Raw genomic sequence first — 17,471 nt, 5'->3', positions numbered from 1 at the left:
GTCGTCAATCCTGCGCGATGGGTTCTTCCGGCTTGGCCGCTTCCGGGCTGACCCGTTCGATGGTGTGGCGCAGCTCGCGACCGAGGATGAACTTGGCATCCTTGGCCCAGGCGTCCAGGCGGTCGTCGAACAGCAGTTTGCTGTTCTCGTCCGGCCACACCAGGCGCAGTTCGCGCAGTTTCTGGATGAAGCCGCGGAACAGGGTGCGGTCGAAGAACTCCGGGGCGGCCGGGGCGTAGAGCAGGCTCAACCGCTGCGCCGCCTGCTGGCACAGGCTCTCCAACTCGGCAGCACCGAGCGTGCCCGGGCCGTTCTTCACCAGCACCGAGATGGCGATGTAATAGCGCTCGAACGCCTGCTGCAACGAGTGGCCGATCGCCCGCAGGCGGAACACTTCGTCGGTCTGCCCGGTGTTGCGCGCCAGGATGCCACCGTCATCGTCATTGACGTTCTGCAGCAGGCCTTCGCGCACGAACACGTTGATGGTCTGCTCGATGCGCTGGGCGAACTCGTCTTCCGTCCACGGCAGGAACAGCTCGGCCTGCAGGAACGGGTACACCGTGCGGCCCAGCTGGACCAGCCCGGTGCGGCTCATGCGGCGGTTGTTCTGGAAGCAGCACGCCACCCACGACGAGGCGGTGAACAGGTGGATCACGTTGTTGCGGAAGTAGCTGAGCAGCACTGCGGTGTCGCCGCTGACGCTGAGCACGTCGCCCAGCGGGTGCTTGATGCGGGTGAGGACGTTGATTTCCTCGGCATGCGCGATGATCCGCTCCGGCGAATGCGGGGTCACGGTGACGCGGTCCGAGTACGGCATTTCCACCAGCAGGGTCTTGCACAGCTCGATCTGCGCGATCAGGTCGGCCTCGCCCATCGCATGCTTGGGCGTGGACAGCAGCGCCAGCGCCAGCAGGTTGATCGGATTGACGTCGGCCGCACCGTTGATGTGCACCTGGATGCGTTCGGCCAGGTGGTCGACGGTGCCCGACAGCCACGAGGGCTTCTCGTCTTCGCCCACCGGCTGGCCATCCCACTCCGGCGCCTGCCGGGCGAGCACGTCGTTGAGCGCGATCGGCTCACCGAAGTTCACCACTACCTGGCCGTAGTTCTGCTTGAGCACCTTGGGAATGGACCACAGCAGCGACCAGATCGATTCCTTCTCCTTCGGCCGCCCGGACAGTTCGTCCAGGTAGCTGCCGCCTTCCATCAGCTTTTCATAGCCGATGTACACCGGCTGGAACAGCACCGGCTTGCGTGGCTGGCGCAGGAACGCGCGCAGCGTCATGGAGATCATGCCGCCCTTGGGCTGCAGCAGGCGCCCGGTGCGCGAGCGCCCGCCTTCGACGAAGTACTCGATCGAATAGCCACCGGCCACCAGCTGCGCCACGTACTCGCTGAGCACCGCCGAATACAGCGCGTTGCCGCGGATGGAGCGACGGATGAAGAACGCCCCGCCCTTGCGCAGCAGCGTGCCGACCACCGGCAGGTTGAGGTTGATGCCGGCCACGATGTGCGGCGGCACGATGCCACGGTCGTACAGCAGGTAGGACAGCAGCAGGTAGTCCATGTGGCTGCGGTGGCTGGGCACGTAGACCACTTCGTGCCCGGGCGCGGCCGCCTTGAACTTGTCCAGGTGGTGGACCAGCACGCCGGCGTAGATGCGGTTCCAGACGTGGCTGAGCATGAAGCTGGCCGAGCGCACCGCCGGGCTGGAATAGTCCGCGGCGATTTCCCAGGCGTAGGCATGCGCCTTCTTCCAGGCATCGGCCGGCTTGGAGTTGTCGCGTTTGGCCTGCGAGTTGATCGCCTCGCGGACGGTATCGGCCTCCAGCACCTTGTCCACCAGCAGGCGGCGGGTGGACAGATCCGGGCCGATCACCGACTCGCGGATGCGGCGGAAATGGGTGCGCAGCACACGCTGCAGCTTGCGCACGGTGCGCTCGGGGTCCAGCCCCTCGTTGACCGTGGCGCGCAGCGAGATCGGCGGCGCGAAGCGGACAATCGTGCTGCGGCCGTTCAACAGCAGGCCCAGCAGGCGGCGGAAGCGGCCGACCAGCGCCCAGTTTTCCGAGAACAGCACCGCGAACCAGCCGCTCTGCTTGTCCGGCGCGCGGCCGACGAAGATCGACACCGGCACCAGGTGGACATCCAGCTCATCGCGGGCGCGCAGCGCCTGCAGCACCTTGGCCAGCGAATCGGAGTGGGTCTTGGCGCCGCGCTGTTCGGGGATCAGCGAGTTGCTGCTGCTCCGCCGCGACAGCGCCAGGTAGGCACGCTTGCGCCCGGTCGGGTCGCCGGCGATCGGCACCAGCGGCGAGGGCAGGCCCGCCTCGCGGCAGGCCTTGTCCAGGATCAGCGCGTTGGACAGACCGTAGTCTTCCAGCACGTACACCACCGGGCGGCCATCGTTGTACTGGCCGGGGTGCTCGGGTTCGATCTTCAGCGACAGCCACGGCTCCACCAACCGGCCCAGCAGGCGCGCCCACCAAGGGCGGCGGCCGACCGGGGCGCGGGGGCCAGGCACGATCGCGCCCGGCACAACGGCGGCCGGGTCAGCGCCCACGGCGGCATCAGCGGTACCGGGGGCCGGCGCGGCGCCGGTCTCGGCCGCAGACGCGGGGGCAGGCGACGCGGACGGATCGTTCGGCGTCTTGGGCGGCTCTTCGCCGGGGAAAGGCAGGGGATTCTGGTTCGGCATCGGCTTCATTATGGCTTAGCCGATGCGGAATCCGCGTCCTTGACCTGGGCGGCGGCCTCTGCTTCGGCGGCCTGGCGCGCGTCATGTTCAGCTTGCGCGGTGTCCGCCGCCTTCAGCAGCGCATCCACCTCTTCCAGCGTCCGCGTCACGTACCAATGGCCGTCGCGGCGGGTCATCCGCACCTGCGCCTCGATCTGCTCACCGGCCAACGGGTACTGGATCCGCACCACCGCGTCGTTGCCCAGTTCAGACACCAGTTCGCCACGCAGCCCGGTCAGGGCCCCGTCCAGCGACAGGCCGTAACTCGCCAATGCGGTCTTGAATGCCTTGAAGAACGGGCCCAGGCGGCGCAACGCCCCCTCCATGCCGGCCGCCTGCAACTGGGCGTCGGTGGACAGGTCGGTGGTGCGCGCGGTGGCCGTCAGCAAGGTGATGGTGGTTTTGGCGCGCTGTTTGTCGGTCAGCGGCGCAGCGGCCGCCCAGCGGCTCAGCGCATCCACGACCTGGGCGTAGTGGGCGCGCTGGCTATCGGTGTAATCGCTCTGGTTGCGCAGGTACTGCACGCCGAACAGCCCCATCGAGTGCGCCGCCTGGCGTACCCCGGCGGCCTGGCCGGCGATCTGGGTGTCGAAGGAGCGCTGCAGGCGCTGGGCGGCGTCTGGTCGCGACAGCGCGGCCATCATCGGCAGCAGCTGGCCATCCAGCGGCAGCTCGCTCAGCGGCCAACGGCTATGCCCCTGCACCCAGGCGGCCTGCAGGCGCGCGTACTGGGCCGGCGGCACCGCCGCACGCGCGTAGCCCTCCAGATCGTTGTCGACAAGCTCCCGGGCAAGCTGCTGCAGGGACGTCACCGGCTCGGCGGCCGGTGCATCCGGATCGATCCGGTCGCCCTTGCAGGCGCCGAGCAGCAACAGCACGCCGCCAAGCGCCAGCAGCAACGCGGGCCCTCGGTACTGCCACGACTTCAACGACATGGACATGCATTCGGACTCCCCGGGCCGGTCCGCATCTTGCGGCCTGCGGCCCTACAGCGGCAAGCCGGGCCCTGGTAACGAGGCCCGACCGCTGTCGGTCGTGGCCTCTTCTCGCCGACCAACCTACTGTTTCATATCAACTTCTTCAGTCGCGCGTCCAGGTCGTACGGATGAAATCGCGGATGTAGCCGTCGGCCAACCGTGCATACACCCCCGGGAACCCGGCCAGCGCACAGCCCCGGCCCCAGCTGACCACGCCCAGCTGGGTCCATTGGCCACGGCGCTGCACCAGCAGCGGGCCACCGGAGTCGCCCTGGCAGCTGTCGATGCCCTCTTCGCCGGCGCAGAGCATGCGTCCGGCCTCCACGTTGAAACCGACGCTGGCGTAGGCCTGGCGACATTGATTGAAGGGCACGAAGGGGGTCTGCACGGTCTGCAGGCGGGTCGGTGCGCCGGCCTCACCTTCCAGGCCGGTGTCACCCCAACCGATCACCGTGAAGCGTCGCCCGGGTTTCAACCAGGTGGCATCGCTGCCGTCCAGCAGCGCCACCGGTGCGACATCGGTGATCGGCTCGGTCAGCTGGATCAGCGCCACGTCATTGGCGTAGGTGTTGCCGTTGTAGGCCGGGTGCAGGTGGATCGCCTTGATGTTGGAACGATGCGGCTGCGCGGTGGTGCCCAGCGTGGTGATGCCCGCTACAACGGCGCGGTCCTGCGCGCGGACGCCTTCCACGCAGTGGCCGGCCGTGAGCACCCAGGACGGTGAGATCAGGCTGCCGCCGCAGTCATGCCGGGAACGCTGGGTGGTGCCGCGCTCGAGCTTCTGCAGGCTGACGATGAACGGGTATTGGCCTTCGGCGGCGTCGCCACCGCCGATGATCTTCGGCTGGTCGCGTTGTTCGGGCTGCGGCGGTGACGCCGCCAGCGAGATGAAGGAAAGGCTCAGTAGACAGGCGGCAACCGCCACCGGGGTACGCAGACGCATGCTGCACCTCCTTTGCAAGGTTGGGATGGGCCGGCGCTCCCTGTGCGCCGGTAACACCCATTCCAACGCAGCGCCGGCCTGCGAACTGTTTGCCGCTGCCCGCTTCACGCCCTACGCGGCGTTTTCCGAGGCGCGCACGCGGCAAACGCCGGCCCTTACCCTTCGGCAAGGCACGGCATTGCCGCAATGCGGTGCCCTCAGCCCTGGCGCGTATGCCAGGCGGTGCTGATTTCCCGCTGGATCGCCTCGGCGGCTGCACGCGGGTCGGTGGCCAGCCGGATCGGACGACCCACCACGATCGCATCGGCGCCGTCGGCGAAGGCCTGCGCCACGCCCACGGTGCGCTTCTGGTCGTCGCCGACCGGGCCGCCGGGGCGGATGCCCGGGCAGACGATCGAGAAACCATCGCCGGTAGCGGCGCGGATCGGGCCGGCTTCCTGGCCGGAGGCGATCACCCCGTCGATGCCAGCCGCCTGGGCCGCCAGCGCGCGTTCGACCACCACCTCGACCGGTTCGCGGTCGATGCCCATGCCACGCAGGTCCTCACGGCCCATCGAGGTCAGCACGGTCACCGCCAGCAGGCGCATGTCACTTGGGTTGGCGGCCGCGCAGGCTTCCATCATCGCGGGGTGCCAGCCGTGGATGGTGGCGTAGCTGACCGGCCACTGCGACAGGCGCTTGATCACCGCTGCGGCGGTGGCCGGGATATCGAAGAACTTCAGGTCGACGAACACGCGCTTGTCGCGCGCGGCCAGCGCATCCAGCACCTGGAAGTACTCACCGGAAGCCAGCAGTTCCATGCCGATCTTGTAAAACGACACGGCATCGCCGAGACGGTCCACCCAGGCCAGCGCGTCGTCGCGGCCCGGCACGTCGAGCGCGAAGATCAGGCGCTCGTCGTCACGCAGCGGCAGCGGCGCGCGGCTCACGGTGCGTAGTCCAGCGCGGCGCGCTTGGCCTCGTGGCGGACCTGGCGCGACTGGGAGTAATCGTTGTTGAACTGCGCCGGCTCGAAGCCGCCGTAGGTCGGGTTGGGCAGCATCCACCAGCGCTCACCGAACCAGTCGTGGTACTGCTGCAGCAGCGCGTCACGGCCGTCGTTGGTGTTGGCGGTGACTTCCACGAAGTCGCCCAGCTGGTCGCCGAACTGCATCAGCACGCGGTACTTCTGCCCGGCCAGGCGGCGGCGGCAGTTCTTCTCGCTGCCGGCCTGCTCGCAACCCGGCACCACGGTGCCCAGGCCAAGGAACACGCTGTCATCGGCCACCGGCAGGCCTTCGGCGCGCAGGTTGGCCAGGGTGGCCTCCTTGAGGTGCACGGCGCGGTTGGAGATGTACAGCAGGGTCACGCCGCGGGCGTTGGCGGCCTTGGCGAAATCGACCACGCCGGGAATCGCCTTGGCCTTCTTTTCGGCCACCCACTGGTCCCAGCTGAGTTCGTCGTACTCACCGCCGTCGCGCACCAGGCGCGCCTGGTAGGGCGAGTTGTCCAGCACGGTCTCATCCACGTCCAGCACCACGGCCGGCTTCAGGCCCTTGGCCGCGTTGCCGCGCTCTTCCGGTACCAGTGCGTCCCAGTGGGCTTCCTTCAGCGCGGCGTCCAGGCGGTCGGCGGCGGCGCGGTAGGTCTGCTCGGTGACCGCCCGGTATTCCTGCGAGCGCTGCATCCACAACACGGCGTTGAGGTTGTCATTGGCGGCCACGGCGGCATCGCCGGTGGCGGCCGGGGCACTGGCCGTGGCGGCGGGTGCGGGTGCCGCAGCGGCGGCCGGGGCTTCGGTGCGCTTGCAGGCAGTCAACGCCATCACGGCGCAGGCAAGCACGGACAGGGAAACAGCAGCAGTACGGCGCATCGGGTTCACCAGCAACAGATTCGCGCCAGTTTACCGGCTTGGCCGCTTCGGTTCATGACCCTGGCAGGGCTCGGCTATGCTGCACGCCCCTGATCCACCCGGAGCCCACCATGACCGACGACACCCAGACCCCCGCCCTGCCCGTGCTCAGCGCGGCCCAGGCCCGCGCCCTGGGCTGCCTGATCGAGAAGGAGGCGACCACCCCGGATGCCTACCCGCTGACCGTCAATGCGGCCCAGGTGGCAGCCAACCAGAAAACCGCGCGCGAGCCGGTGATGGCGCTGTCGGCCGGCGATGTGCACCACGCCCTGCGCCAGCTGGAAACGCTGGGGCTGGCCCGCCAGCAGTTCTCCTCACGCGCCGAACGCTACGAGCACCGTGCCGGCAGCGCGCTGGACCTGACCCGGCAGCAGTTGGCGATCGTGGGCCTGTTGCTGCTGCGCGGCCCCCAGACGGTGAACGAGCTGCTGACCCGCAGCGAGCGCCTGTTCCAGTTCCAGGACGCGGAGGAAGTGCGCCACCACATCGAGCGCATGATCCAGCGCGGCATGGCGGTGCTGCTGCCGCGCGCCAGCGGCCAGCGCGAGGACCGCTACATGCACCTGTTGGGCGGCCCGGTGGATGGGCAGGCGCTGGCGGAGAGCTACAAGGGGTCTTCGTCCAGCGGTGGCGGTGGTGGCGGCAACCCGGCGCTGGAATCGCGCGTGCAGCAGCTGGAGGCCACGGTGGCCGAGCTGCAGGAACAATTGGCGGAACTGCGCGCGCAATTGGGTGGGTGAAAGCAGCCGAGCCATGCTCGGCTGCAGCCTCAGGCATCCGGTGCGCCGGGCGTGGCGAACAACAGCACCACGTCCTCGTGCGGCGGTGGCAACCGCAGGTCACCACGGTCCTCCATGCCCAGCTTGCGCAGCAACGCTGCCGAGCGCAGGTTGTCCGGTGACACGATGCCATACAGATCGGTATACCCGAGCATGTCACGGGCGTAGTGCATCACCCCGCGCGCGGCTTCGAACGCATACCCGTTGCCCTCGTACTGCGACAGCAGCGCATAGCCGATATCCGGTGCGGGCAGGCCGTCACGGCGGACCAGACCGGCATTGCCCAACCACGCGCCATCGCTGCGGCGGATGATGGCGTACATGCCGAAACCATTGAGGGTATAGCTGCCGAGCACGCGCTCGGCGGTGTAGTCACGCGCCTGCGCCAGGGTCCGCACGCCGCGGTCGGCGATGTTGCGGATGAAGCCGGGTTCGTTGAGCAGAGCCAGCATGTCGGCCGCATCGTGGTCGGGGTCGATCAGGCGCAGTTGCAGGCGTTCGGTCTGGATCACGGCGGACATGCGGGTACCGGTTGGTGGCGATACCGCGATTGTGCCGTAGCGCCACCCCGTGGGGGGCCATGCTCAGTCGAACAGGGCCTGGATCGCGGCCAGGCCGGCACTGGCGCGCTCTTTCTTGCGCACGGCATCGGCGACCGGATCGGCGCCGTCGCGCTGCATTTCCTCGGCCGGAATTTCATCGAAGAAACGGCTCGGCTTGAGCCGCACGTGCTCGCCGAACTTGCGGGTGAGCTTGCTGTAGCTCATCCACAGCTGCACCTTGGCGCGGGTGATGCCCACGTACAGCAGGCGACGTTCTTCCTGAAGATTGCCTTCGTCCAGGCTGACCTGGTGCGGCAGCACGCCGTCCTCGCAGCCGATGATGAACACGTACGGGAATTCCAGGCCCTTGGAGGCGTGCATGGTCATCATGCGCACCTGGTTGCCGCCATCGTCCTTGTCGTTGCGCGACAACAGCGCCAGCTGCGCGGCGAGGTCGGCGGTGGTGGCACCGCGGGGGCCGCCTTCAAACCACTGCGCCAATTCTTCCAGGTTGCCGAGGCGACGCTGGTACACCGATTCTTCCTTGCAGGCGCCGCGCAGTTCCGAGACCAGCCCGGATTCCTTGACCAGCCGGCGTACCAGATCGCCCGAGCTGAGCTGCGGCATTCCGGCACGCAGATCGCGCAGGATGTCGGTGAAGCGGCTCAGGCCATTGGCCGCGCGCGGTGGCAGCTGCGACAACGCGCCGATCGCCTCGGCCGCATGCGCCATCGGCAGGTCTTTTTCCGAAGCCAGTTCGGCCAGCTTGGCCAGCGTGCCCGCGCCGACTTCGCGCTTGGGCGACTGCACCGCGCGCATGAACGCGGTGTCATCGTCCGGGTTCACCAGCAGACGCAGCCAGGCCAGGGTGTCCTTGACCTCCTGGCGTTCCAGGAACGCGGTGCCGCCGGTGATGTGGTACGGCGCGCGCACCAGCTGCAGGGCTTTTTCCAACGGGCGGGACTGGAAATTACCGCGGAACAGGATGCAGAAATCACTCCACGGAATCTGCTTGGAGGTGGCCAGGTAGGCGATCTCGGCGGCGACTTTCTCCGCCTCGTGCTCACTGTTGCGGCACTCCCACACGCGGATGCGCTCGCCGTCTGCCTGGTCGCTCCACAGTTTCTTGAGGTGCTCGTGCGGGTTGTTGGCGATCAGCGCATTGGCCGCGCGCAGCACGCGGTTGGAGCAGCGGTAGTTCTGCTCCAGCTTGATGATTTCCAGCGCGGGGTAGTCGCGCGCCATCTGCTGCAGGTTTTCCGGATTGGCGCCGCGCCAGGCGTAGATGGACTGGTCGTCATCACCCACGCAGGTGAAGTTGCCCTTGCTGCCGGCCAGCTGCTTGAGCAGCCGGTACTGCGCATCGTTGGTGTCCTGGCATTCGTCGACCAGCAGGTAGCCGATCCGCTCGCGCCAGGCCAAGGCGATGTCCGGGTTTTCCTCCAGCACCTGCACCGGCAGCCGGATCAGGTCGTCGAAGTCCACCGCGTTGAACGCGGTCAGGCGCAGCTGGTAGCGCTCGTAGACGCTGGCCGCTTCCTTCTCGCGGTTGCTGCGCGCGGCCGCCATCGCCTGCTCGGGTGACAGCCCGGCGTTCTTGGCGCGCGAGATCAGGTTCTTCACGTCCTCGATGTCGTCCGGCTTGGCGCCGTACATCAGGTCCTTGACCTGCGCGGTGGCGTCATCGGCATCGAAGATCGAAAAACCACGTTTCAGGCCCACCGAGGCGTGCTCGATCTGCAGGAATTTCAAGCCCAGCGCATGGAAGGTGCAGATGGTCACCTCGTCGCCGTCTTCGCCGCGCAGGCGCTTGGCCACGCGCTCGCGCATTTCCTTGGCCGACTTGTTGGTGAAGGTGATCGCCGCGATCCGCCGCGCCGGGTAGCGCTTGCTGGCGATCAGCTGGCCGATCTTCTCCACGATCACGCGCGTCTTGCCGCTGCCCGCGCCCGCGAGCACCAGCAGGGGACCTTCGCAGTGCATCACTGCCGCGTGTTGGGGGGGATTGAGACCGTGCATGCCATCTCCGGGGGAGGGGCATTGTAGCCGGGTGCCCGGCCCGGTCGCAGCGGTCGGCCGAGGTGGACAGCTTCGTCCGCGACAGAGGTCAGGCGGCGACGGGAACCGGCCGGGCGTCTAGAATTGGCCGATGGCCAAGCTCTATTTCTATTATTCGGCGATGAACGCCGGCAAGACCACCACCCTGCTGCAGTCGGCGCACAACTACCGCGAGCGCGGCATGCGCGTGGCCATCCTCACCCCGCGCCTGGACGACCGTGCCGGGCGCGGCGTGGTGGCCTCGCGGATCGGGCTGAAGGCCGATGGGGTGGCCTTCGACCGTGACACCGACCTGCAACGGCTGATCGCCGACGACCGGGACGCCCAGGGCAAGCTCGGCTGCGTGCTGGTGGATGAGGCGCAGTTTCTGACCCGCAGCCAGGTCTGGCAGCTGAGCGAGGTGGTCGACCAGCTGCGTATTCCGGTGCTGTGCTACGGGTTGCGCACCGATTTCCGCGGTGAGCTGTTCGAAGGCAGCCAGTACCTGCTGGCCTGGGCCGACGAGATGCAGGAGATCAAGACCATCTGCCACAGCGGCAAGAAGGCCACCATGACCGTGCGCGTGGACGAACACGGCCACGCGGTACAGGACGGCCCGCAGGTGGAGATCGGCGGCAACGAGCGCTACGTGTCGGTGAGCCGCGCGGAGTTCAAGAAGATCACGCGGGGTGAAGGCCGGATCGACCCCATGCAGGCGGTTTGAACCCGCATTCGCGTGTTCACCCCACGATTTGCGACGCAAACCGTGGGCCCCGCCTCACCATCATCCTTAATACAACGTGCGCTCCGGCGCACCCACCGGCGGCGGGCTGTACTGGTACAGCCAGGTTTCGGTCAGGGTCTTGCCGCCACTGCGCAGGTACAGGCGGATGTCGATCTGCTCGGTGGTGGTGTCCGGCGGCACCAGGTCGAACATCGCGCGGTAGCCCTTGATCTCGCGCAGCGGGCGCGCCGAGACGATCTCGGTGCGGCCACGGCTGGTCTGGACCACCGCTTCCACTTCGCCCTTGTCGATCAGCGCGGCCAGTTCGCCGCCCTCGAAATCGACCGCGAAACGCCAGGAGAAGTACTCGCGCTTCTTGCCGATCACCCCACCCAGGCCGGTGCGGGTGGCCACGCAGTGCGCCAGCGGCGGCCGCGCCGGCGGCTCGGCGCCCCAGTACAGGCGATAGCCGAGCAGCAGCTCCTGGCCCGGCTGCGGTTTCGCTTCCGGGTTCCAGAAGGCGACGATGTTGTCGAAGGTTTCATCCACCGTGGGGATTTCAACCAGCTGCACCGAGCCCTTGCCCCATTCACCCTTGGGCTCCACCCACAGGCACGGGCGCTTCTCGTAGAACACGCCGTCGTCCTGGTAATGGTCGAAGTTGCGGTCGCGCTGGAGCAGGCCGAAACCGCGCGGGTTGTTGTCCACGAACATGTTGAAGCGCAGGTTGGCCGGGTTGCACAGCGGGCGCCAGATCCACTCGCCAGCGCCGGTCCACAGCGACAGGCCATCGGTGTCGTGGATCTCCGGGCGCCAGTCCCAGGCCATGCGGCGGTCGTTCTCGCCCACCTGGTACATGCTGGTGCACGGGGCGATGCCCAGCCGCTCGATCGCCTTGCGCGGGTACAGCGCGCAATCGATATCCATCAGCAGCACATCGCCGTTGGTGATCGCAAAACGGTAGGCACCGGCGACACTGGGCGAATCCAGCAGCGCGTACACCACCAGGGTGTTGGAATCGGCGGCCGGCTGTTCCAGGTAGTAGGCGATGAAGTCGGGGAATTCCTCCGGCCGGCCCATCCCGGTGTCGATCGCCAGGCCACGCGCGGACTGGCCGTACTGGCCTTCCTTGCCGACCGCGCGGAAATAGCTGGCGCCCAGGAACGCGGCGAAGTCGCGGTCGGTGTCCTGGCGGGTGTTGAGGCGGAAGCCTGCAAAGCCGAGGTCGGCCGGCAGGTGGCTGCCCTTGAGCCCGCTCTTGCCGTAATTGAACGCGGCGGGATCGTAAGCCAGCTCCTGCGCGGTGCCATCGACCACGTCGTACATGCGCACCGGGGAATGGAAGTACAGGCCCAGGTGGAAGAACTTGGCCTGGTACTTGCCGGGCTTGTCCGCCCACAAGGCGTGGTCCTGGCGGTAGCTGATCGACTGGTACTGGTCCCAGTCCAGCGCCTCCAGCGGCCCGGGCAGGGTGCGCTTGTGGGTCTGGTAGGCGGCCTGCGACAGCGCCCGCGCCTGGCCCTTGAGGGTGGCGAAGTCGAACGGCTGCGGCTGGCCGAGCCGGCGCAGCCCCACCTGGGAGCCTTGCGCGGCACAGGCCGGCAGCGCGGGAAGGCCGATCGCAGCCAGGGCCAGGGAAGCATTGCGGATGAAGTCGCGACGTTGCATGCAGGCAGCGATGGCAGGAAAGGGCCGGCCATCATAGGCAGGCGAACGTTAATTCGCCGAGGTGGTGCGTGCGCGGCGTTCAGCCAGGCGGTTGCGGGCCGTACGCGGCGTCGGCCACGGCGGGGCTGGCGGCCGGGACGGTGTCCGTGCGCGCGCGCAGGAGCTGCGCGCTGAGGTGGTCGGCCCGCTGCACCAGCGGGTCGTGTTCGCCGCGCTGGGCGGCCTGCCATTGGCGCCCTTCGTGCAACGCGGCCAGGGCATCGCGGTCGCGCCCGGCCTGGGCCAGCGCGCGGCCATAGTCGTACAGGCCCTGCGGCAACAGTCCCACGCAGTCGGGCTGGCGCCAGATCACCACGGCGCGGGCGAGGTCGGCCACGGCCGCCTCCACGTCGCCGCGCTGCAGGGCCAGCTGGCCCAGCGCATGCCAGGCCAGCCCGGTGTCGCGGTGCTGTTCCCCCACCACCTGGCGGGTCGAGCGCAGCACCTCCTGCAGCATCTGTTCGGCCTGCACCAGCTGCCCGCGACGCATCGCCAACACCCCGTGCAACCGGCGGATCGACAACGTTTCCGGGTGTTCAGGGCCATACAGGCGCAGCGCGTCGGACAAGGCCAGGTCCAGGCTCTGCTCGGCCGCGGCCAGCTCGCCCTGCGCGGCCAGGGTTTCACCCAGATGGCGGCGCAGGGTGATGCTCTGCGGGTGGCGTGCGCCGACCCGGCTCTGCAGCAGCGCCAGCGCCTGCCGGTAGCCGGACAGCGCGGCCTGGTCGTGGCCTTCATCGCTGTCCAGCGCGGCCAGGTCGGCCAGGCTGTCGGCGCTGCCGACCGCGTCGTGCAGCACGTCGCGACGCAGTGCCAGGGCCGCGTTGAAGGCCGCGCGCGCCTGCTGGCGGTAACCGAGCAGCTGTTGGCAGCGGCCCAGCTGGGCCTGGTATTCGGCGACCAGACTGGGCAGGCTCGCGCGCTGCTGCAGCGCCAGGACCTGCATCGGGGTCATGTGCGCCACGCACTCGCGCGAACGCCCGAGCATGCGCAGCGCGCGGCCGCGCTGGGTCACCGCTTCCAGCTGCAGGGTCGGGGGCACCTGCGGAACCTGTTCCAGCAACGCGCGCTGCCGGTCCAGTGTCTGCAGTGCCAGCTGGTAGTCGCCCATCCCGATGCGCAGCCGCCCGATTACCCCCTCCAGGTCGGCCAGCGACAACGGCTGATCGGCCAGTTCGGCCTCGCCGCGCTGCTGCCCGGTGGCCAGCAGTTGGCGCACGTCGAAACTGCCGTGGCGCACACCGGCCGCACGGTCGAACAAGCCCACGGTGAATTCCTGCATGGCCTGGGCGCGGGCGATCTCGCGCTGTGCCTGCTGCATCTGCCACAGCGCCACCCCCGCCAGCGAGACCAGTGCCAGCGCGCTCAACGACCCCAGTGCCACGCCCCAGCGGTGCCGGCCGATGTACTTCTGCAGGCGGTACAGGCTGCGCTGCGGGCGCGCGTGGATCGGGCGGCCTTCCAGGAAGCGGTGCAGGTCCTGGGCGAGCGCCTCGATGGAGGTGTAGCGCTGCGCCGGGTCTTTCTGCAGCGCCTTGAGCAGGATCGTATCGAGGTCGCCGCGCAGGCGCCGCGCCAGCCGCCGTGCGGCTGCCGGGGGTGGCTTACCGTCGCCGCTGGCGCGCAGCACCACGCTGGAGGCGCGCGGTGCATTGACCTCCATGATCGAGCGCTCCCACTCGGCATCGCTGTGCCGGCGCAGCCGGTAGGGTTTGCGCCCGGTGATCACTTCAAACAGCACCACACCCAGCGAATACACATCGGTCAGCGTGGTCACCGGCTCGCCACGGACCTGCTCCGGCGCGGCGTAGTGCAGGGTGAACGCGCGCGCTTCGGTAGGCGGATGTGGGCCGGTGTCGCGCGTGTCCTGGCCATCGAGCAGCTTGGCGATGCCGAAATCCAGCAGCTTCACCTCGCCCTCGGCGGTGACCAGGATGTTGGAGGGCTTCAGGTCGCGGTGCACGATCAGGTTGGCGTGCGCGTGGCTGACCACCGCACAGACCTGCAGCATCAGCTGCAGGCGGCGCTCCAGCGGCAGTTGCAGGCGCTGGCAGTAGTCGGTGATCGGCTCGCCTTCGACATAGGCCAGGGCGAGGTAGGGCTGGCCCTGCAGATCCACCCCGGCATCCAGCAGCTGCGCCAGGTGCGGGTGCTGCAGGCGGGCCAGGATCTCGCGTTCGCGGCTGAAACGCTGGCGCAGGCCCGGGTCGGCATAGCCGCTGCGCAGCAGTTTGAGCGCCACCTGGCGCTGGTACAGCCCGTCGGCACGCTCGGCCAGCCAGACCTCGCCCATGCCGCCCTCGCCCAGCGGCCGGAGCAGCCGGTAGGGGCCGATCCGGGTACCGGCGCGGCTGTCCTCCGGCGCGGCCGTCCATAGCGGCTGGGCCATGAACTCGCGGCTGTCGCGCTCGTGTGCGAGCAGCCGCTGCAGGTCCTCGGCCAACACGGGATCGGCCGCGTGCAGCTGCGCCAGGCGCACCTCACGCTGCGCTTCGGGCAGTTCCAGCAATTGGTCCAGCAGGCAGGACAGCTGCCGCCAGCGTGACGCCTCCATCGCTCCGCTCCCCGAACGCTGCATGCCGCCCACGCCGCCACGCGGGGCCCTGGGCTTACCGGTGGATCAGTCCTCGCGCACCGAGGCCAGCAGGAACATGCGCGCCTTCTGCCAGTCGCGCCGGATGCTGCGCTCCGAGCGCTGGCACAGGTCGGCGATCTCCTGTTCGGACAATCCGGCGAAATAGCGCAGCTCGACCACCTTGGCCAGGTGCCCATCCACCGCCTGCAGCCGCGCCAGCGCCACGTCCAGCGCCAGCAGGTCTTCGTCCATGCGCACGCCGCTGCTGCTGTTCTCCGGAAGCTCCACCCGTTTGAGGTCACCGCCGCGCTTGCGCGCCAACCGGTTGCGCGCGTAGTCCACCACTACGCTGCGCATCGCCGAGGCGGCATAGGCGAAGAAGTGCGCGCGGTCCTCGAAGCGCGCCGCGCCCCGGGCGCCGAGCAGCTTCAGGTAGGACTCGTGGACCAGCGAGGTGGCATCCAGGGTGCGCCCCTGCTGCCCGGCCAGCTGGCGCCGGGCCATGCTGTGCAGCTCCTGGTAGAGCAGGGTCAGCACCCGGTCCAATGCGGCGCGGTCGCCCGCACGGGCCGAATCCAGCCATACGGTGATATCCGGGCCTTCGTCCATCGCACACCCCCGCCGGTGATGTTGGGCGGACTATACCGCCGCCGAAGCGAGGAAGGCGCGAGGATTCAGCGCTGGCAGTGCGCGCACCACACGCTGGCGCGCTGGCCGATGGTGGCGTGGCGCAGCGGCCGCCCACACTGGCGGCAGGGCTGGCCTTCACGGCCATACACCAGCAGTTCCTGCTCGAAATAGCCCGGCGCACCGTCCGGGTTGATGAAATCGCGCAGGGTGGTGCCGCCGCGGGTGATCGCGTGGCCGAGGATCTGTTTGACCGCCATGGCCAGCCGCTCGTAGCGCTCGCGGGAGATCCGCCCGGCTTCACGCAGCGGGTTGATCCCGGCCATGAACAGGCTCTCGGCGGCGTAGATGTTGCCCACCCCGACCACGATGCCCTGGTTCATCAGGAAGGTCTTCACCGAGGCGCTGCGGCCACGGCTGCGCTGGAACAGGTACTCGCCGTCGAACGCCGGCTCCAGTGGCTCCGGGCCCAGCGCGGCCAGCAGCGCGTGGGTTTCCCCGGCCGGCTGCCAGAGCAGGCTGCCGAACCGGCGGGGGTCGTTGAAGCGCAGCAGGCGGCCGTTGTCCAGGCTGATATCGACGTGGTCATGCGCCCGTACCGGGGTATCACCGGGCAGCACGCGCAGGCTGCCGGACATGCCCAGATGCAGCAGCGCGCTGCCGATGGCGGTATCGAGCAGCAGGTACTTGGCGCGGCGGCGCACGCCGTCGATGGCCTGGCCGGGCAGCAGCGCGCTGATCTCCGGCGGAATCGGCCAGCGCAGGTCCGCCCGGCGCAGGATCACGCCATGCACGCGGCGGCCTTCCAGGTGGGGGGCAAGGCCGCGGCGGGTGGTTTCTACTTCGGGGAGCTCGGGCATGGGGAGATTCTAAGGCACGCCCTCCCAGTCGTTCACGGAATCAATCCGCACGAACCAACAGGCCCTCGTCACTCAGCAAAGACTGCCCGCCCATTCGCCAGAACTCATAGTAGATCGAGAAGTCAATTGAGACCTCCAGCAAGGGCTGCATCACGTACCAAGCCAGATCGTAATCAGCGGCGATCCCGTAGAGCGCCTCGCCGAGCCCGTAGATCGAAGGTGGCAATTCACTGTAGGACGCAATCAGCGTGTCGCTTACGAACTCCGATATGCAGCTGCCAGCATGATCACGCATCAGCGCTGCGTAGTACGCCTCCTCGCCTACAAATGTGACAGCCACGTTTGAAGCAAGCTGATGAAGCTCTGCGTTCCCGCACTCAAGGCAGAACCTTGCCTGCTCGCCCAGCCACGCCTTCGCCGCCTGTTCCAGCGCGTCGCGGGAAGCACGCCCCTGCGGATGAAGATAGAGATAGTTCCCCAGTTCACCCGTGTCCAGCAGCTTCACCAGCCTAGCCTTCATCTCCTCCGCATGGGGAAACGAAGCAAGCGCCAGATCCAATTCCTCTGAGCTCAAGTCCAACTTGAACAGACCCAGAAGGTTGCAGGAATCCCGGTCGCGTCTGCCAGCACAGTACTCCAGCCATTCATCAAGGTATTCATTCATTTCCCAGCTTCCTTGACAGCTTCTTCGAGCAACGGCGCCGCGTTCCAAGTTGCGGATACGTGTCAGTAGTCATGGCGCACTCATGAAAGCGTCGCCGCGAACGTAGTTCACGGCAACCTTCCCGCCGCGCCGATAGCACATCACGAACGATGTCCAACCTTCGCCACGGCTCGCGGCGCTCTTCTGTAACCCGGTCGCTGCTCTGATCATCCCCAAACCGTCAATCTCTTCCCGGACCGAGCTGCTGGTAATTCCATCCAGCTCAACGGCCAGCTCCGTGTGGATGAAGCCTGCGCCACCTTGCAGGCGTAGGAGAAGGCGTCGTAACCATCGACGATACCCTGATCGATGAGCGCGACTATTTTCTGGCAAATGACAACGTCTTCCGGAATCACTGCATCTTCTCCT

14 protein-coding genes are annotated in these 17,471 nt (G+C 68.1%); 2 read left to right on the top strand and 12 right to left on the bottom strand.

What is annotated here, in order from left to right; translation table 11 throughout:
• Positions 1–4 precede the first annotated feature (4 nt).
• From plsB to AC3IPM_RS00380, 5 genes are all read right to left on the bottom strand, one after another.
• Complete coding sequence (gene plsB / locus AC3IPM_RS00400) at positions 5–2,707, bottom strand: glycerol-3-phosphate 1-O-acyltransferase PlsB (protein WP_489301961.1); 2,703 nt, start codon at positions 2,705–2,707, stop codon at positions 5–7.
• Positions 2,707–3,678 carry a hypothetical protein gene (locus AC3IPM_RS00395; protein ID WP_489301960.1) on the bottom strand — a complete coding sequence of 324 codons (972 nt, stop codon included), beginning with the start codon at positions 3,676–3,678 and terminating at the stop codon, positions 2,707–2,709. Before AC3IPM_RS00395 ends, plsB begins: the two co-directional genes overlap by 1 nt.
• A gap of 139 nt (positions 3,679–3,817) precedes the next feature.
• Entirely contained in the window at positions 3,818–4,657 is an 840-nt protein-coding gene (locus AC3IPM_RS00390; RefSeq protein WP_489301959.1) for a S1 family peptidase, read from the bottom strand.
• A 197-nt stretch (positions 4,658–4,854) separates the two neighbouring features.
• Positions 4,855–5,586 carry an orotidine-5'-phosphate decarboxylase gene (pyrF, locus tag AC3IPM_RS00385; RefSeq protein ID WP_489301958.1) on the bottom strand — a complete coding sequence of 244 codons (732 nt, stop codon included), beginning with the start codon at positions 5,584–5,586 and terminating at the stop codon, positions 4,855–4,857.
• Positions 5,583–6,518, bottom strand: a complete 936-nt coding sequence (locus AC3IPM_RS00380) for a 5'-nucleotidase, lipoprotein e(P4) family (protein WP_489301957.1) — start codon at positions 6,516–6,518, stop codon at positions 5,583–5,585. Before AC3IPM_RS00380 ends, pyrF begins: the two co-directional genes overlap by 4 nt.
• 101 nt (positions 6,519–6,619) lie before the next feature.
• Here AC3IPM_RS00380 and AC3IPM_RS00375 point away from each other — a divergent pair, with 101 nt between their 5' ends.
• The gene (locus AC3IPM_RS00375) at positions 6,620–7,288 is read left to right on the top strand and encodes a YceH family protein (protein ID WP_489301956.1); all 669 of its coding nucleotides are present in this window, start codon (positions 6,620–6,622) and stop codon (positions 7,286–7,288) included.
• 29 nt (positions 7,289–7,317) lie between these two features.
• Here AC3IPM_RS00375 and AC3IPM_RS00370 read toward each other — a convergent pair whose 3' ends face one another.
• Together AC3IPM_RS00370 and AC3IPM_RS00365 are read right to left on the bottom strand one after the other, a co-directional pair.
• Entirely contained in the window at positions 7,318–7,848 is a 531-nt protein-coding gene (locus tag AC3IPM_RS00370; protein WP_489301955.1) for a GNAT family N-acetyltransferase, read from the bottom strand.
• A 63-nt stretch (positions 7,849–7,911) separates the two neighbouring features.
• Entirely contained in the window at positions 7,912–9,888 is a 1,977-nt protein-coding gene (locus tag AC3IPM_RS00365) for a UvrD-helicase domain-containing protein (RefSeq protein ID WP_489301954.1), read from the bottom strand.
• 130 nt (positions 9,889–10,018) lie between these two features.
• On the opposite strand from AC3IPM_RS00365, the gene AC3IPM_RS00360 reads away from it, so the two are divergent.
• Positions 10,019–10,630, top strand: a complete 612-nt coding sequence (locus AC3IPM_RS00360) for a thymidine kinase (RefSeq protein ID WP_489301953.1) — start codon at positions 10,019–10,021, stop codon at positions 10,628–10,630.
• Between the two features lie 66 nt (positions 10,631–10,696).
• On the opposite strand, the gene AC3IPM_RS00355 is transcribed toward AC3IPM_RS00360, so the two are convergent.
• The 5 genes from AC3IPM_RS00355 to AC3IPM_RS00335 form a co-directional block, all read right to left on the bottom strand.
• On the bottom strand, positions 10,697–12,298 hold the full coding sequence (locus AC3IPM_RS00355; protein ID WP_489301952.1) for an OpgD/OpgG family glucan biosynthesis protein: 1,602 nt from the start codon (positions 12,296–12,298) through the stop codon (positions 10,697–10,699).
• Between the two features lie 79 nt (positions 12,299–12,377).
• The gene (locus AC3IPM_RS00350) at positions 12,378–14,915 is read right to left on the bottom strand and encodes a protein kinase domain-containing protein (RefSeq protein ID WP_489301951.1); all 2,538 of its coding nucleotides are present in this window, start codon (positions 14,913–14,915) and stop codon (positions 12,378–12,380) included.
• A 42-nt stretch (positions 14,916–14,957) separates the two neighbouring features.
• Positions 14,958–15,521, bottom strand: coding sequence for an ECF-type sigma factor (locus tag AC3IPM_RS00345; protein WP_489301950.1), 564 nt, complete (start codon positions 15,519–15,521; stop codon positions 14,958–14,960).
• 65 nt (positions 15,522–15,586) lie between these two features.
• Positions 15,587–16,399 (bottom strand): bifunctional DNA-formamidopyrimidine glycosylase/DNA-(apurinic or apyrimidinic site) lyase, encoded by an 813-nt coding sequence (mutM, locus tag AC3IPM_RS00340; RefSeq protein WP_489301949.1) that lies wholly within the window; start codon positions 16,397–16,399, stop codon positions 15,587–15,589.
• 40 nt (positions 16,400–16,439) lie between these two features.
• On the bottom strand, positions 16,440–17,063 hold the full coding sequence (locus tag AC3IPM_RS00335; protein WP_489301948.1) for a hypothetical protein: 624 nt from the start codon (positions 17,061–17,063) through the stop codon (positions 16,440–16,442).
• Positions 17,064–17,471 lie beyond the last annotated feature (408 nt).

The organism is Stenotrophomonas sp. GL_111 (assembly GCF_057835245.1).
This window is presented reverse-complemented; position numbering and strand designations above follow the sequence as displayed.

Bases quoted from the DNA above. Each gene is read 5' to 3' on its own strand.
- plsB (WP_489301961.1), bottom strand. From the start codon at position 2,707: ATGAAGCCGATGCCGAACCAGAATCCCCTGCCTTTCCCCGGCGAAGAG.
- AC3IPM_RS00395 (WP_489301960.1), bottom strand. From the start codon at position 3,678: ATGTCCATGTCGTTGAAGTCGTGGCAGTACCGAGGGCCCGCGTTGCTG.
- AC3IPM_RS00390 (WP_489301959.1), bottom strand. From the start codon at position 4,657: ATGCGTCTGCGTACCCCGGTGGCGGTTGCCGCCTGTCTACTGAGCCTT.
- AC3IPM_RS00375 (WP_489301956.1), top strand. From the start codon at position 6,620: ATGACCGACGACACCCAGACCCCCGCCCTGCCCGTGCTCAGCGCGGCC.
- AC3IPM_RS00370 (WP_489301955.1), bottom strand. From the start codon at position 7,848: ATGTCCGCCGTGATCCAGACCGAACGCCTGCAACTGCGCCTGATCGAC.
- AC3IPM_RS00365 (WP_489301954.1), bottom strand. From the start codon at position 9,888: ATGCACGGTCTCAATCCCCCCCAACACGCGGCAGTGATGCACTGCGAA.
- AC3IPM_RS00360 (WP_489301953.1), top strand. From the start codon at position 10,019: ATGGCCAAGCTCTATTTCTATTATTCGGCGATGAACGCCGGCAAGACC.
- AC3IPM_RS00355 (WP_489301952.1), bottom strand. From the start codon at position 12,298: ATGCAACGTCGCGACTTCATCCGCAATGCTTCCCTGGCCCTGGCTGCG.
- AC3IPM_RS00350 (WP_489301951.1), bottom strand. From the start codon at position 14,915: ATGCAGCGTTCGGGGAGCGGAGCGATGGAGGCGTCACGCTGGCGGCAG.
- AC3IPM_RS00345 (WP_489301950.1), bottom strand. From the start codon at position 15,521: ATGGACGAAGGCCCGGATATCACCGTATGGCTGGATTCGGCCCGTGCG.
- mutM (WP_489301949.1), bottom strand. From the start codon at position 16,399: ATGCCCGAGCTCCCCGAAGTAGAAACCACCCGCCGCGGCCTTGCCCCC.
- AC3IPM_RS00335 (WP_489301948.1), bottom strand. From the start codon at position 17,063: ATGAATGAATACCTTGATGAATGGCTGGAGTACTGTGCTGGCAGACGC.